The organism is Pseudomonas sp. FW300-N2F2 (genome assembly GCF_017351655.1).
GTDB classification, from domain to species: domain Bacteria; phylum Pseudomonadota; class Gammaproteobacteria; order Pseudomonadales; family Pseudomonadaceae; genus Aquipseudomonas; species Aquipseudomonas fluorescens_AA.
In genome coordinates this window covers 854061-868818 of sequence record NZ_JACNDQ010000004.1, presented here as the reverse complement: position 1 = coordinate 868818, position 14758 = coordinate 854061, and the positions used below count along the sequence as shown (strand labels likewise).

Genomic DNA, 14758 nt, shown 5'->3' with positions numbered 1-14758 from the left:
ACAGTAGCTTAGCTGGGCGGAGCACGCAATATGACCGTCCCCGAAGGGCTTTGAAACAATCGCGACGTTCCGGATAGATGGCAAAATGCCGAAAGTTTTTGGTACTGTCGTTTCGTTTTCTAACAACAATAAAATAAAAACGGATTTTCCCATGATCAAAAAGACGTTGTTCGTACCGATTGCCGGTTGCCTGCTGGCGATGGCCTGTGCCCAGGCGAGCGCCGCCCCCAACCCGTACTCCAAGTTCATCGTGTTCGGCGACAGCCTCAACGATGCAGGCCAGTTCGCCGACCCGAATGGCCCGCCCGGCTCGACCGAGCGCTATACCAACCGAACCGGTCCGATCTACACGGACGGCAGCGGTGAAGCCTATTCGGCCAACTCCACCCAACTGCTCGGTGGGCGCCTGGGCTATTCCGCCGACGAGACCGCCGCCTCCACCTCGGCGGTCCGCGCCGACCAAGGGCTGGCAGACGGCAACAACTGGGCGGTGGGCGGTTATCGTACCGACCAGATCCTCGAATCGATCACCGGTGTATCCGACACCGGCGAACGCAGCCGTCCCGGCTACCTGCAGTCCAATGGCCTGCGGGCCGATCCGAATGCACTGTATTACCTTTCCGGTGGTGGCAACGACTTCCTTCAAGGCCGGGTATTGAATACCGCGCAAGCGAACGCCGCCGCGGACCGCCTGGCCGACAGCGTCCAGGTGCTGCAAACGGCCGGTGCCCGCTATGTGATGGTCTGGCTGTTGCCCGACCTGGGCCTGACGCCGGCCCTCAACGGCGGCCCCTTGCAGGACACCTTTTCGCAACTGGGCAATCAGTTCAACCAACAACTGATCACACGCCTGCAAGGCATCGACGCTGAAATCATTCCACTGAACATCCCGCTCTTGCTGAAGGAAAGCTTCGCCGATCCGGCGAGATTCGGCCTCGCCACCGGGGAGAACCTGACCGCTACCTGCTTCAGCGGCAACGGCTGCACGGAAAACGCCACCTATGGCATCAACAGTGCCACGCCAGATCCCAGCAAGCTGATCTACAACGACGCGGTCCATCCAACCGAAACCGGGCAGAAGCTGATCGCCGACTACGCCTATTCGCTGCTCGCGGCGCCCTGGGAACTGACGTTGCTGCCGGAAATGGCCCACTCGACCCTGCGTGCCCACCAGGATGAGTTGCGCAGCCAGTGGCAATCGGACTGGGAGGACTGGCAGGCGGTCGGCCAGTGGCGAGCCATCGTGGCAGGTGGCGGCCAACATTTGGACATGGACAGCCAGGGCAGCGGCGCCAGCGCCGATGGCAGCGGCTACAGCCTCAACGTCGGCGGCAGCTATCGCCTCAACGAGGCTTGGCGCATAGGTGTCGCCGCCGGTCTCTACCGCCAGGACATGGAAGCAGGCCACAACGATTCGAAGTACAAGCTCAACAGCTACCTGGCCACCGCCTTCGCCCAGTTCCAGCAAAACCGCTGGTGGGCCGATGCGGCACTGACGGGCGGCAAGCTCGACTACGACAACCTGGAACGCAAGTTCGACCTGGGCGTCAACGAAGCGCAAGAGAAAGGCGACACCGACGGCCATCTCTGGGCATTCAGCACGCGGGTGGGCTACGACATTGCCCAGCCGGGCAGCGAATGGCACCTCTCGCCGTTTATCAGCGCTGACTATGCGAAGGTGGAAGTCGATGGCTACTCGGAAAAGAGCAACCGCTCCACGGCCCTGACCTTCGATGACCAGACCCGCGACTCGAAACGCCTGGGCATTGGCTTGCAGGGCAAATACAACATCACCCGGCAGACCCAGGTGTTTGGCGAATATGCCCACGAGCGCGAGTACGAAGACGACACGCAAAAGGTCAACATCGCCCTCAACAGCCTGCCAGCCAACGACTTCACGCTGGAAGGCTATACGCCACAGAGCCACCTGAACCGCCTGAGCCTGGGGGTCAGCCACAAGTTGACCAACGACCTGGCGCTGCGGGGCGGTTATACGTTGCGCAAGGATGATGACTTGACCCAGCAAGGGGTGAGCCTGGGCGTCAGCCTGGACTTCTGATCGAGGCGAGCCTGTGGGAGCGAGCTTGCTCGCGATAGCGGACTATCAAGCGACCTATGGGTTGAATATGACGGCCTCATCGCGAGCAAGCTCGCTCCCACATTTTGATCGAGTCGCTGAAGGACCTGTGGCGAGGGCGTTTGCTCCCTCGCCACAGTTGTTTGTTGAAGGCCTTCAGTCGTTCGAGGTCTGCTCGGCCAGCGCCACGGCGCGGAACATCGCCCGGCGTTTGTTCAGGGTTTCTTCCCATTCCAATGCCGGCACCGAGTCGGCGACGATGCCGCCGCCGGCCTGCACGTGCAGTTCGCCGTTCTTGATGACCGCGGTGCGGATAGCAATCGCGGTGTCCATGTTGCCGTTCCAGGCGAAATAACCCACGGCCCCGCCGTATACCCCCCGCTTGACCGGCTCCAGTTCGTCGATGATTTCCATCGCGCGGATTTTCGGCGCGCCAGACAAAGTGCCCGCCGGCAGGATCGCCCGCAAGGCATCCATGGCCGTCAGCCCGGCCTTCAATTGGCCGGTGACGTTGGAGACGATGTGCATCACGTTGGAATAGCGCTCGATGACCATCTTCTCGGTGAGTTTCACCGAACCGATTTCCGAGACCCGCCCGGTATCGTTGCGCCCCAGGTCGATCAGCATCAGGTGCTCGGCGATTTCCTTGTCGTCCGACAGCAGGTCCTCTTCCAGCGCCCGGTCAGCCTCCTCCGTGGCGCCACGGGGGCGAGTGCCGGCGATCGGTCGCACGGTGATCAGGTTGTCTTCGACCCGCACCAGCACTTCTGGCGAACTGCCGACGACATGGAAGTCGCCGAAGTTGAAGAAGTACATGTAGGGCGTCGGGTTGAAGCAGCGCAGCGCCCGGTAGAGATCGATGGGCGCGGCTTTGAAGTCGATGGACATCCGTTGCGACGGCACCACCTGCATGCAGTCGCCCGCCAGGATGTATTCCTTGATGGTATCGACGGCGCGTTCGTAATCGTCCTGGGTGAAACTGGAACGGAACACCGGGTCGGCGGCCGACTGCTTGCTGAAATCCAGGCCCGGACGCGGCGTGATCGGCTGACGGAGTTTTTCCAACAGCGCCTGCAGGCTTTTCTGACCTTGCTCGTAGGCATCTTCCCGGGACGGGTCAGCCAGGACGATGGCGTGCATCTTGCCGGCGAGGTTATCGAAGACCACGACGGCGTCGGAGACCATCAGCAAGATATCCGGTACGCCCAGGGGATCGGGGTTCGGGCAGGTGCCCAGGCGTTTTTCCACGTAGCGCACGCAGTCGTAGCCGAAATACCCCACCAGGCCACCGTTGAAGCGCGGCAGGCCAGGGATGGTCGGCACGTTGTAGCGGGCCTTGAAGGTTTCGACGAATGCCAGCGGGTCTTCGACGTCGAGGCTTTCGATTTCGACGCCGTCGTGGGTCACGCTGATGCGATGGTCATGGACCCGCAGCACCGTACGGCACGGCAGGCCGATGATGGAATAACGGCCCCACTTTTCCCCGCCCTGTACCGATTCGAGCAGGTAGGAGTTGGGCTGGTCGGCCAGCTTGAGGTAGATCGACAGCGGCGTGTCGAAGTCGGCCAGGGTTTCGCAAGCAAGGGGGATGCGGTTGTAGCCGGCAGCGGCTAGACGCAGGAATTCTTCGCGGATCATGGGGTGCCTCGTGGCAAGAGGAGCTGACAGTCAGGTATGCAAACGCGCCGGATAACCGGCCAGGATCACGTCAGGCGCGCCAACGCCAGCGGGCCAGGGCCTTCATGACTTTCATCCAGAGTTTGCGAGTGACCACCACGATGGCGTTTCCAGAAGAGGATTGAACAGCGTCGGGCAACGTTATCTCAGCGGCCGGGTCCAGGCAACCGGGAATTAACAGGCGCAAATCGTCGATCACCAGCGTCGGAAACTCTTCGGCGATGGGCCGGCCGTGGTTGTAGCCGTAACTCAGCGCCACGCATTTGACCCCTGCCGCCTTGGCCGCCAGCACATCGCTGCGCGAGTCGCCGACGAACAAGGATTGGGAGGCCGGGATGTTGGCCATTTTCATCACGAAGAACAGCGCGGCCGGGTCAGGTTTTTTCTGTGGCAAGGTATCGCCGCCGATGATCCAGCGGAAATAGCGGCCGATTTTCATCTGGTCCAGCAGTGGCGCAACGAAGCGTTCCGGCTTGTTGGTGATCAGGGCCATTTCCACGCCCTGCTTCTTCAGCCACTTGAGCGTGGAGCGTACGCCGGGATAGACCACCGTCAGCGCGTGGTTGCCTTCGTAGGCTTCGTTGAACAGCTCCAGCGCCCGCTCGGCCTCGGCGTCATCGACGCCCTGGGCATCGATGTGATTGGCCAGGGCCCGGCGCACCAGCATGGGCGCGCCGTTGCCCACCCAGTGGCGCACCGAGTCGATGCCGGCGGACGGACGTCCGAGCTTGAGCAGCATACTGTCCACGGCCGCCGCGAGATCCGGGACCGAATCGACCAATGTGCCATCGAGGTCGAACATCACCAGGCGCGGCAAGCTGCCGGGGAACAGCTGCTCGAAGCCGCTCATGGGCGCGCCAGGGCCAGTTCGGCGCGCATTTTTGCAATCACCTCGTTGTAGTCGGGGGCGTTGAAGATCGCCGAGCCTGCGACGAACGTATCGGCGCCGGCCGCGGCGATTTCACGGATATTGTTCACGTTCACGCCACCGTCGATTTCCAGGCGGATGTCACGTCCCGAGGCATCGATCAGCGCCCGGGCTTCGCGCAACTTGTCGAGGGTGCCCGGGATGAACTTCTGGCCGCCGAAGCCAGGGTTGACGCTCATCAGCAGGATCATGTCGACCTTGTCCATCACATACTTGAGCACGTCCAGGGGCGTCGCCGGGTTGAACACCAGGCCGGCCTTGCAACCGCCCTCGCGGATCAACTGCAGGGAGCGGTCGATGTGCAGCGTGGCTTCAGGGTGGAAGGTGATGTAGGTGGCACCGGCTTCGATGAAGTCACCGACGATGCGGTCCACCGGGCTGACCATCAGGTGCGCGTCGATCGGCGCGGTGACGCCGTACTTGCGCAGCGCCGCGCAGACCATCGGGCCGATGGTCAGGTTGGGTACATAGTGGTTGTCCATGACATCGAAGTGCACGATGTCGGCCCCGGCGGCCAGAACGTTGTCCACTTCCTCGCCCAGGCGGGCGAAGTCGGCGGAGAGAATCGACGGAGCAATAGCGAAGGGCTGCATGACGCACCTGTTTTGAGCGAAATCACGATGGCGCGCATTGTATACCTCAAGATTTGGCGCGCCCACCGTGACCGTCGATCAATACGCCGCGCGATAGATCTTCTCGATGTCGCTGGCGGTCAGCTTGCGTGGGTTGTTGCGCATCAACCGCTCGATCCCCACGGCCTCCAGGGCCATGGACGGAATCACGTCCTCGGTCACGCCCAGGGTACTCAGGCCCTTGGGAATTTCCACGGCGGCGCACAAGGCGACCATGGCTTCCACGGCTTCGTCGGCGGCCTCCATATCGCTCAGATGGGCAGTCCTGATGCCCATGGCTTCGGCGATGTCACGCATGCGCTCGACGCACGCCATCTTGTTCCACGCCATGACATACGGCAGCAACAGTGCATTGGCGACGCCGTGAGAAACGTGAAAGCGCCCACCTAACGGATAGGCCAGCGCGTGCACCGCGCCAACCCCGGCATTGCCGAAGGCCATGCCGGCCATCAGGCTGGCCGTGGCCATGTCCTCACGGGCTTGCAGATGCGCGGGGTTGGCGTAGGCCTTGGGCAACGCCCGGCTGATCAGCTTGACCGCGCCGATAGCCAGGGCATCGGTGATCGGCGACGCATTGAGCGACAGGTAGGCCTCGATGGCATGGACCAGCGCGTCGACACCACTGGACGCCGTTACGCCACGGGGGCACGTGAGGGTCATCTGCGGGCTGACCAGCGCCACGTCCGGCAACAGAAAATCGCTGACGATGCCTTTTTTCAGCTGCGCGGCCTTGTCGGAAAGGATCGCCACGTTGGTGACTTCCGAACCGGTACCGGCTGTGGTGGGGATGGCAATCATGGGCGGGCCTTTGCGCGGTACCTGATCGACGCCGAACATATCTTGCAACTCGCCGTGGTACCCGGCATAGACGCCCACGCACTTGGCAATGTCGATGGCACTGCCGCCGCCCAGGCCGATCAGGCCATCATGACCACCGTCGCGGTAGGCTTGCATGCAATCCTCGACGATGGCGATTTCCGGGTCCGGCATGACCCGGTCGAAAATCTCGTAGTCGCGTCCGCCCAGATGTTGCAGGGCCAGCTCCACAGTGCCGGACTGGACCAACGCCGCATCGGTCACGATCAGCGGGTTGTCGACGTCCAGGCGCGTCAACTCGGCGGCCAGTTGCTCGATGGCAGCGGCACCGGTGATCAGTTTATGGGCGATCTTGAATGAGGAAAGACTCATGTGCGCGGCCTCTTATTCGAGTATGGGCTGGCACAAGGATAGCTCGGTATTAAGGGTTGTCTGCTATTCAGCTTATGAATGCAATGAGAAACCCTGTGGGAGCGAGCTTGCTCGCGATAGCGCACTGACATTCAGCATCAATGTTGAATGCTCTACCGCTATCGCGAGCAAGCTCGCTCCCACATTTGAACAACGCTGACCTTCAGACCTGGGCCGTGCGCAACTTCTCGCTACGCCCACGCAACCACTCCAGGGTCAGCAGCAGGATCACCGAGAAGGCGATCAGCAGCGTCGCCGCCGCCGCGATGGTGGGGCTGAGGTTTTCGCGGATGCCGCTGAACATCTGCCGCGGCAACGTTGCCTGCTCGGGGCCGGCCAGGAACAGGGTCACCACCACTTCATCGAACGACGTCGCGAAGGCGAACAGGGCGCCGGAGATCACGCCCGGGGCGATCAACGGCAGGGTCACCCGACGAAACGCCGTCAGTGGCGAAGCCCCGAGGCTGGCGGCGGCGCGGACCAGGTTGTGATTGAACCCCTGCAAGGTCGCCGACACCGTGATGATGACGAACGGTACCCCCAGCACGGCGTGGACCACGATCAGCGAGAGGAAACTGTTGCCCATCCCGAGCGGTGCGAAGAACAGATAGCTGGCCACGCCGATGATCACCACCGGCACCACCATGGGCGAAATCACCAGGGCCATCACCAGTGCCTTGCCCGGGAAGTCACCACGGGTCAGCCCGATGGCCGCCAGTGTGCCAAAGATCATCGCCAGCAACGTCGCCGCCGGGGCCACGATGATGCTGTTCTTCAGCGCCCGCATCCATTCGGCCGAGGCGAAGAAATCGTGGTACCACTGCAGCGAGAAGCCTTGCAACGGGTACACCAGGAAACTGCCGGAGTTGAACGACAGCGGAATGATCACCAGCACCGGCAGGATCAGGAACAACAGGATCAGCCCGCAGAGCGTGCGCAAGGTGTAGAACCACACCCGTTCGACGGGAGACATGTAAGGACTCAGCATTTCGATCTCCCCTTAGCTCAGGCGCAGGCGGCTGGCGCCCACCAGCCGGTTGTAAATCAGGTAAAGCACGACGGTCGCCAGCAACAGCAGCCCGCCGAGCGCCGTGGCCATGCCCCAGTTGATACTGGTGTTGGTGTAGAACGCGACGAAATAGCTGACCATCTGGTCGTTCGGGCTGCCCAGCAGCGCCGGCGTGATGTAGTAGCCGATGGCAAGGATGAACACCAACAGGCAACCGGCGCCGACACCGGCATAGGTCTGCGGGAAATACACCCGCCAGAAACTGGCGAACGGATGGCAGCCCAGGGAAATCGCCGCACGCATGTAGGTGGGCGAGATACCCTTCATCACGCTGTAGATCGGCAGGATCATGAACGGCAGCAGGATATGGACCATGGAGATGTAGACACCGGTGCGGTTGAACACCAGCTCCAGGGGCTTATCGATGATGCCCATGGCCATCAGGCCACTGTTGATCAGGCCGCCCGACTGCAGCAGCACGATCCACGCGGCGACGCGCACCAGGATCGAGGTCCAGAACGGTAGCAACACCAGGATCATCAACAGGTTGCTTTGGCGCGACGGCAGGTTCGCCAGCAGGTACGCCAGCGGATAGGCCAGCACCAGGCAGATCGCGGTGATGACCAGGCCCATCCAGAACGTGCGGGTGAAAATATCCAGGTAAATCGCCTGGTCGGGAGTCGCCGGGGCCAGTTCCCCCAGGTCATCGATGCGGTGATCGACGGCCGCCAGCAGGTAATACGGGGTGACGTTGCTGGTGTTACGGCGGACCACCTGCCAGTACGCCGGGTCGCCCCAACGCTCATCGAGGTTTTCCATGGCTTCTTTATAGGAAGCCGGCTCGGTGGCAAACGGCAACGCCCGAGCAGTCTTGGTCAGCAGGCTGCGATAGCCGGCCAGTTCCATGTTCAGGCGCTTGGACAAGTCGCCCAGGGTCTGATTCTTGCGGGCTTCGGCCAGGTCTTCACTGGCAGCCTTGTACACCGGCTCGCCCGGCAAACCGCGTCCGTCCCAGGCCGCGACGGCAGCGACCGTGCGAGGCATGGCGCCCACCACTTCCGGGTTGCTGACGCTTTTGAACAGCAGTGCCACGATCGGCACCAGGAACACCAGCAACAGAAACAGCACCAGCGGCGCGATCAAGGCCTGGGCCTTCCAGCGGTTGACCCGCTCGGCGCGCTTGAGCCGTTGCTTGAGGGTGGGGCTGGTGCCCGCGTTCAGTGGAACGGCGATGGCCATGGCGAACTCCGCAAATCTTTTTATCGTTACAGGGGCGGCGGGCCGCCTCTGTTCTTTTGAAACACCCGATTGGAGCAAGAACCTGTGGGAGCGAGCTTGCTCGCGATGGCTACGGCACATTCAACATTGATGTGTCTGACAAACCGCTATCGCGAGCAAGCTCGCTCCCACATGGATTTCATCCAGCTTCAGACCGTCGGGTTACTTGGCCGCCCAGGAGTTGAAGCGCTGCTCCAGTTGCTCACCGTTGTCAGCCCAGAAGCTGACGTCGATCTGCACCTGGTTGGCGATGTTTTCCGGGGTGGTCGGCATGTCCTTCAGGACATCCTTGGCCAGCAACGGCACAGCCTGGGTATTGGCCGGGCCGTAGGCGATGTTTTCCGAGTAGGTCTTCTGCTGCTGCGGTGCAACCGAGAAGGCGATGAATTTCTTCGCCGCTTCGGCGCGGGTCTTGTCCAGGCCGCGCGGGATGGCCCAGGCGTCGAAGTCATAGATACCGCCGTTCCACACCACTTTCAGGTTGCTTTCTTTCTGTACCGCAGCGATCCGACCGTTGTAGGCCGAGCTCATGACCACGTCACCGGAAGCCAGGTATTGCGGCGGCTGGGCGCCGGCTTCCCACCACTGGATATTCGGCTTGAGCTCGTCGAGCTTCTTGAACGCACGGTCCTGGCCATCCTTGCCGGCCAGCACTTTGTAGACGTCTTTCGGCGCTACGCCGTCGGCCATCAGGGCGAATTCCAGGGTGTACTTGGCGCCCTTGCGCAGGCCGCGCTTGCCCGGGAATTGCTTGGTGTCCCAGAAGTCTGCCCAACTGGTCGGCGCAGTCTTGAGTTTGTCGGCGTTGTAGGCCAGCACGGTCGACCACACGAAGAAACCTACGCCGCAAGGCTGGATGGCGCCCTTGACGTAGTCTTCGGCCTTGCCGAACAGGGCCGGGTCCAGTTGCTCGAACATGTCTTCGTCACAACCACGGGACAATTCCGGAGACTCGACTTCCACCAGGTCCCAGGAAACGCTCTTGGTATCGACCATGGCCTTGACCTTGGCCATTTCGCCGTTGTACTCGCCAGCCACGATCTTGCCGTTGCCGGCCGCTTCCCACGGTGCGTAGAAGGCTTTGACCTGAGCCGCCTTGTTCGCCCCGCCGAAAGACACCACGGTCAGGTCCGGGCCCGCCGCCATCGCGCTTGCCGCACCCATCATGCCCAGTGTCAGGGCTGTGAACTTCAGGGATCTCAACATTTATTGTTCTCTCCACGTGCAGGGTTGGTGTTGGTACAGCAGGGGGCGATCAATTCGCCTCTAGAAGGGGATCGAGCGCACGCACATGCTCGACTTGCCAGCCAAGCGGAACCACGTCGCCGACGGCGAGCGCGGGATCGAGCTCGGCAATCGGCTGTTTCACGAAGAAGTCGTTCTTGCCGCAGACTTCCAGGCGAACCCGGACGTGGTCGCCCAGATAGATGAATTCCGCCACCCTCCCTGAGAAGCGGTTGACACATTGTTCGCTGACGCCGTTGAGGCTCACCCGCTCCGGACGAATCGACAGGGTCACCGGCTCGCCGGGCTGACCGACATTCACCGCCAGGGCCTCGACTTTCTCGCCGCGCGCCAACTCCACCAGGCAACGATCGCCGGTGTGGCTGTGCAGGCGACCGTTGAGACGGTTGTTTTCGCCGATGAAGTTGGCGACGAAAGTGTTTTTCGGCTCTTCATACAGGGTGCGCGGTGGGGCGATCTGCTGGATTTCGCCCTGGTGGAACACCGCCACGCGGTCGGACATGGTCAAGGCTTCGCCCTGGTCGTGGGTCACGTAGACCACGGTCACGCCAAGGCGCTGGTGCAGGTGCTTGATTTCCATCTGCATGTGTTCACGCAATTGCTTGTCCAGCGCCCCCAGGGGTTCGTCCATCAGCACCAACTGCGGCTCGAACACCAGCGCCCGCGCCAGGGCCACCCGTTGTTGCTGGCCGCCGGACAATTGCGCCGGGTAGCGTTGGGCGAAGCTGTCCAGCTGGACCATGCTCAGGACACGCTTGACCCGATCGCTCACGTCGCTCTTGTTCAGGCCTCGCACGGTCAGCGGGAAAGCAAGGTTCTCGGCGACGGTCATGTGCGGGAACAAGGCGTAGTTCTGGAACACCATGCCGATGTCGCGCTTGTGCGGCGGCACATTGTTGATCGAACGCCCGGCCAGCAGGATCTCGCCAGCGGTTGGGGTTTCAAACCCGGCGAGCATCATCAGGCTGGTGGTCTTGCCGGAGCCGGAAGGCCCGAGCAGGGTCAGGAATTCGCCTTTGCGAATGTCCAGGTTGAGGTCTTTGACGATCAGGTTCTCGCCATCGTAGCTCTTCTGCACACCACGAAAGCTGACCAGCACATCGCTGGCCCCCGCGCTTGAATCGACCTGGCTCATACCCGCACCTTTTGTTTTGATGACTGCTTGTGAATCAAGCCTAGTGGACCCTGGGGTCCGCGCAAATCGGGGCGCAGGAGAGAATCGCCTCAGCCGGATGGAAGAGTCGGGGTAGGGATCGCCCTACAAGGATGGCGGGATTGGGTAAGTGCGGCGGCGCGTTTCAAGCGCCAAGCTGCAAGTAAGGGCAAAAAGCGCTGTCGGGGTGTGTCGCAAATGGATATGCCAACACAAAACCCTGTGGGAGCGAGCTTGCTCGCGATAGCGGAGTGTCAGCCGACATCAATATTGAATGTGCCGCCGCCATCGCGAGCAAGCTCGCTCCCACAAGTGGAAATTGCGGGGTTCAGAGCAACTTGTGCTCCATCGCATATTTCACCAACTCGGCCAATGAGGTGATGTTGAGTTTCTGCATCAGCCGCGCCTTGTGGGTGCTGATGGTCTTGCTGCTCAGGGCCAGTTGCTGGGCGATGTCGTTGACGTTGGCGCCCTGGGCCAGGCGTTCGAAGACTGAGAATTCACGTTCGGACAGCAGCGAGTGCAGCGGTCGCGTGTCCGTCAGGCCGACTTCGAAGACCATGCGGTCGGCCAGGTCCGGGTCGATGTAGCGCCCGCCGGCCGCGACCTTGCGAATCGCCATGAGCAGCAGGGCCGGGTCGCTGTCCTTGGTTGCGTAACCCGCGGCGCCGACCTTCAGGGCACGGGCGGCCATTTGCGCCTCGTCATGCATCGACAGCACCAGGATGGCCGGCGGATTGTTCAACGCACGGATCCGCGGGATCGCCTCCAGGCCGTTGACGCCCGGCATGGAGATATCCAGCAGCACCACTTCGCAGGGCACCTGGCGCAGGGTTTCGAGCAACTGTTCGCCATTGCTCGCCTCCCCCACCACCAGCAGATCCTTGGCCAGGCCGATCAACTGCTTGATGCCTTCGCGGACGATGGTGTGGTCTTCGGCTACCAGTACACGGATCACATTGCTCTCCAGATTCAGGATCTCATCGCGAGCAAGCTCGCTCCCACAAGTACACCTCGATCGATGTGGGAGCGAGCTTGCTCGCGATAGCGTCAGCCCAGCCAACCCAAACCATCAGGCCTCATTCAACGGCACCCGCACCGACAGGGTGGTGCCCTCCCCCGGCTCACTGTCCAGGGTCAACTGTCCACCCATGATCAGCACCCGTTCACGCATGCCGACCAGGCCAAAGGACGTTGGCCGGCTCGTATCGGCAATAAATCCTACACCGTCGTCGCTGACGGTCAGACATAAATCAGCGCCTTGCTGAACCAGCGTCAACTCCACAGTATGCGCCTGGGCATGACGCATCACGTTGGTCAGCGCCTCCTGGAGAATCCGGAACAGACCGATGGCCTTGGCGTCGCTCAGGGGCGGCAGGTTGTCCGGCACCTGCACCAGGCAAGGAATCTGCGTTCGCGCCTCGAAGCGCCGGGCCTGCCATTCGATGGCCGAAGCGATGCCAGCATCCAGGATTGGCGGGCGCAATGCCGTCGCCACATCCCGCACCAACTGGAACAACTGAGCAATCAGGCGCTTCATGCTGTTAAGCCGCTCATGCAGGCCCGGGTCGAGTTGCGCGTAGGCCAATTCACACATGGAAGTTTCAAGCTTCAACACCGTCAGCATCTGGCCCAGCTCGTCGTGGACCTCCCGGGCAATCCGCGCTTTTTCCTCTTCCCGCACGCTTTCCAGGTGCGCCGACAACTCGCGCAACTGCTCCCGGGAACTGGCCAACTCCAGTTCGATGCGCTTACTGTCAGTGATGTCCCAGACGATACCGTCCCAGACATAGGCGCCATCTTCGAGACGCCGAGTGATCGCCTTGATCTCGGCCCAACGCTCCTGGCCTTCGCGGGTCAGGATACGGCCCTGCCATGACCAGTCACTGTCGGTATCCAGCGCCTGGTCCTGGGTGCGGTGATAATCGGCCTTGTCCTGCGGATGCACCAGACTGCGCAGCCCGGTGTCACTGCGGGCCAGGGTTGCAGGGGAATAACCCACCAGGCTTTCGCTGCCTTCGCTGATGTAGGCAAAGTCGATCTGGCCGGTCACCGGTGCCCGTTCCAGGCGAAAGACCAGGCCCGGCACATTGGCGGCAATGCCTTGCAGCCGCGCCTCGCTTTCGCGCAACGCCGCCAGCGCACGTCGGCGCTCGGTCACATCATTGAGGTAGACCACCAGGTATTCGGCGTCGCGAAAACGCAGGAAGCTCAGGGAAACGTCGGTCGGCAGTATGCTGCCATCGGCTCGCACGCACTCGGTTTCGAAGCTCAGCGGCCCCTCTTCACTGGCCCGGGCGCGCTTCCACAGGTTCAACCAACGGTCCATGTGCAAGCCCGGCTCGAAGTCGATCAAGGGCCGGTCGATGATGGCGCCCGAGGCGTAGCCGAGCATGGTTTCGGCCGCTCGGTTGGCATAGCGCACGTGGCTGTCCCAATTGACCCACAGGATGCCGACCGTGCTTTGATCGATGGAGAACTGGGTCAGGCGCAAGGCTTCTTCGCTGGCTGCACGCTGGGCGATGTCCTCCCTCGCGGCACGCAGACGGCGCTCCAGTCCACGTTGCTGGCGACGCTGCCAGAACACGATGGCAACGCTGCTGAGCAGCAGGGCCAGGATCAACAGGGTCAGGTTCTGCCAGAAACCCGGGGTCTCGGTCAGGCGCGGGTATTTTGGCTTGAGCCAACGACTGTGCAGTTGCTCCAGCTCCTTGGCCGGGATTGCCTGCAACCCTCTGTCGATGATTTCTGCCAGCTCCGGCCAGTCCCGCCGTGTGGCAACCCGTAGCAACTGCGGCAGGCCAATGTCGCCCACCACCGCCAGCTCGGCGAATTCGGGTTCGACCATCAACCTGCCCAGTTGCGCCTCGTCGACCACCGCGTACCGGGCCTGCTGGGTCAGCAGCAATTGCAGGGCCTCGCGCTCCATCGGCACGCCTTGCAGGTTCAGCGTCGGGTAGTTGCTGCGCAGGTAATCGGCCGTGGCACTGGGCATGCGCACCACAACGCGGGCCTGGGCGTCGAGTTTTTCCAACTCCACCCCCTCGGCGCCTTTCTGCGCACCGACGATCAATTGCGGCACGCGCATGTAGGGATCGGAAAACTGCCAGAGCTTGAGCCCGCCTGGGGATTGGGTCAGGCCCGGAGCGATGTCCACCTCGCCGGCACGCAATGCCGCTTCCAGTTGCGCCACGTCCTGGAAGTTGCGCCAGGTCAGCTCGACGTTCAGCGCCTTGCCCAGCCATTGCATCAACTCGACATTGGTGCCGGACAAACGCTGCAAGCGCCGGTCGTATTGCGCATAGGGCGCCTGCAAGACCAGGCCGACCCGCCACTGCGGATGTTGCACCAGCCATTGGCGCTGCCCTGCATTCAATTGCACCCCAGGCGCCGACGGCGCGGGCGCGGCCCACGCCATCAAGGGAAGCCATAAACAGCCGATAACCCACAGGCAGCAAAAACGCATCATTGAAGTCTCATGCACTGACAAATACTGACCAACCCATTAGGCTGCCGGAAATACTTCTGGTCA

The 14758-nt window shown here is 62.1% G+C and carries 11 protein-coding genes; 1 reads left to right on the top strand and 10 read right to left on the bottom strand.

Translation table 11 applies throughout. The annotated features are described in order from the left end of the window. The first annotated feature begins 151 nt into the window (after nt 1-151). Nucleotides 152-2059 carry an esterase EstP gene (estP, locus tag J4E63_RS30520; protein ID WP_207284185.1) on the top strand — a complete coding sequence of 636 codons (1908 nt, stop codon included), beginning with the start codon at nt 152-154 and terminating at the stop codon, nt 2057-2059. 174 nt (nt 2060-2233) lie between these two features. Here estP and trpE read toward each other — a convergent pair whose 3' ends face one another. The 10 genes from trpE to J4E63_RS30470 form a co-directional block, all read right to left on the bottom strand. Next, on the bottom strand, nt 2234-3715 hold the full coding sequence (trpE, locus tag J4E63_RS30515; RefSeq protein WP_060740373.1) for an anthranilate synthase component I: 1482 nt from the start codon (nt 3713-3715) through the stop codon (nt 2234-2236). Between the two features lie 70 nt (nt 3716-3785). Next, on the bottom strand, nt 3786-4604 hold the full coding sequence (locus J4E63_RS30510) for a phosphoglycolate phosphatase (protein ID WP_207284184.1): 819 nt from the start codon (nt 4602-4604) through the stop codon (nt 3786-3788). Beyond that, a complete protein-coding gene (rpe, locus tag J4E63_RS30505) occupies nt 4601-5275 on the bottom strand; it encodes a ribulose-phosphate 3-epimerase (protein WP_060740371.1) in 675 nt (224 codons plus the stop codon). Before rpe ends, J4E63_RS30510 begins: the two co-directional genes overlap by 4 nt. A 78-nt stretch (nt 5276-5353) precedes the next feature. Further along, a complete protein-coding gene (locus J4E63_RS30500) occupies nt 5354-6502 on the bottom strand; it encodes an iron-containing alcohol dehydrogenase (RefSeq protein WP_103308214.1) in 1149 nt (382 codons plus the stop codon). 202 nt (nt 6503-6704) lie between these two features. Next, nucleotides 6705-7529, bottom strand: coding sequence for an ABC transporter permease (locus J4E63_RS30495; RefSeq protein ID WP_060740369.1), 825 nt, complete (start codon nt 7527-7529; stop codon nt 6705-6707). 12 nt (nt 7530-7541) lie between these two features. Further along, nucleotides 7542-8789: an ABC transporter permease gene (locus tag J4E63_RS30490; protein ID WP_060740368.1), complete on the bottom strand. Its 1248-nt coding sequence runs from the start codon at nt 8787-8789 to the stop codon at nt 7542-7544. Nucleotides 8790-8990: 201 nt separating this feature from the next. Beyond that, nucleotides 8991-10034 (bottom strand): ABC transporter substrate-binding protein, encoded by a 1044-nt coding sequence (locus J4E63_RS30485; protein WP_003206153.1) that lies wholly within the window; start codon nt 10032-10034, stop codon nt 8991-8993. Nucleotides 10035-10083: 49 nt separating this feature from the next. Further along, nucleotides 10084-11208: an ABC transporter ATP-binding protein gene (locus J4E63_RS30480; protein WP_072342484.1), complete on the bottom strand. Its 1125-nt coding sequence runs from the start codon at nt 11206-11208 to the stop codon at nt 10084-10086. A gap of 346 nt (nt 11209-11554) precedes the next feature. Further along, nucleotides 11555-12184 (bottom strand): response regulator transcription factor, encoded by a 630-nt coding sequence (locus tag J4E63_RS30475; RefSeq protein WP_060740366.1) that lies wholly within the window; start codon nt 12182-12184, stop codon nt 11555-11557. 114 nt (nt 12185-12298) lie between these two features. Next, a complete protein-coding gene (locus J4E63_RS30470; protein WP_207284183.1) occupies nt 12299-14695 on the bottom strand; it encodes a PAS domain S-box protein in 2397 nt (798 codons plus the stop codon). Nucleotides 14696-14758: the final 63 nt, after the last annotated feature.

Bases quoted from the DNA above. Each gene is read 5' to 3' on its own strand.
- estP (WP_207284185.1), top strand. From the start codon at position 152: ATGATCAAAAAGACGTTGTTCGTACCGATTGCCGGTTGCCTGCTGGCG.
- trpE (WP_060740373.1), bottom strand. From the start codon at position 3,715: ATGATCCGCGAAGAATTCCTGCGTCTAGCCGCTGCCGGCTACAACCGC.
- J4E63_RS30510 (WP_207284184.1), bottom strand. From the start codon at position 4,604: ATGAGCGGCTTCGAGCAGCTGTTCCCCGGCAGCTTGCCGCGCCTGGTG.
- rpe (WP_060740371.1), bottom strand. From the start codon at position 5,275: ATGCAGCCCTTCGCTATTGCTCCGTCGATTCTCTCCGCCGACTTCGCC.
- J4E63_RS30500 (WP_103308214.1), bottom strand. From the start codon at position 6,502: ATGAGTCTTTCCTCATTCAAGATCGCCCATAAACTGATCACCGGTGCC.
- J4E63_RS30495 (WP_060740369.1), bottom strand. From the start codon at position 7,529: ATGCTGAGTCCTTACATGTCTCCCGTCGAACGGGTGTGGTTCTACACC.
- J4E63_RS30490 (WP_060740368.1), bottom strand. From the start codon at position 8,789: ATGGCCATCGCCGTTCCACTGAACGCGGGCACCAGCCCCACCCTCAAG.
- J4E63_RS30485 (WP_003206153.1), bottom strand. From the start codon at position 10,034: ATGTTGAGATCCCTGAAGTTCACAGCCCTGACACTGGGCATGATGGGT.
- J4E63_RS30480 (WP_072342484.1), bottom strand. From the start codon at position 11,208: ATGAGCCAGGTCGATTCAAGCGCGGGGGCCAGCGATGTGCTGGTCAGC.
- J4E63_RS30470 (WP_207284183.1), bottom strand. From the start codon at position 14,695: ATGATGCGTTTTTGCTGCCTGTGGGTTATCGGCTGTTTATGGCTTCCC.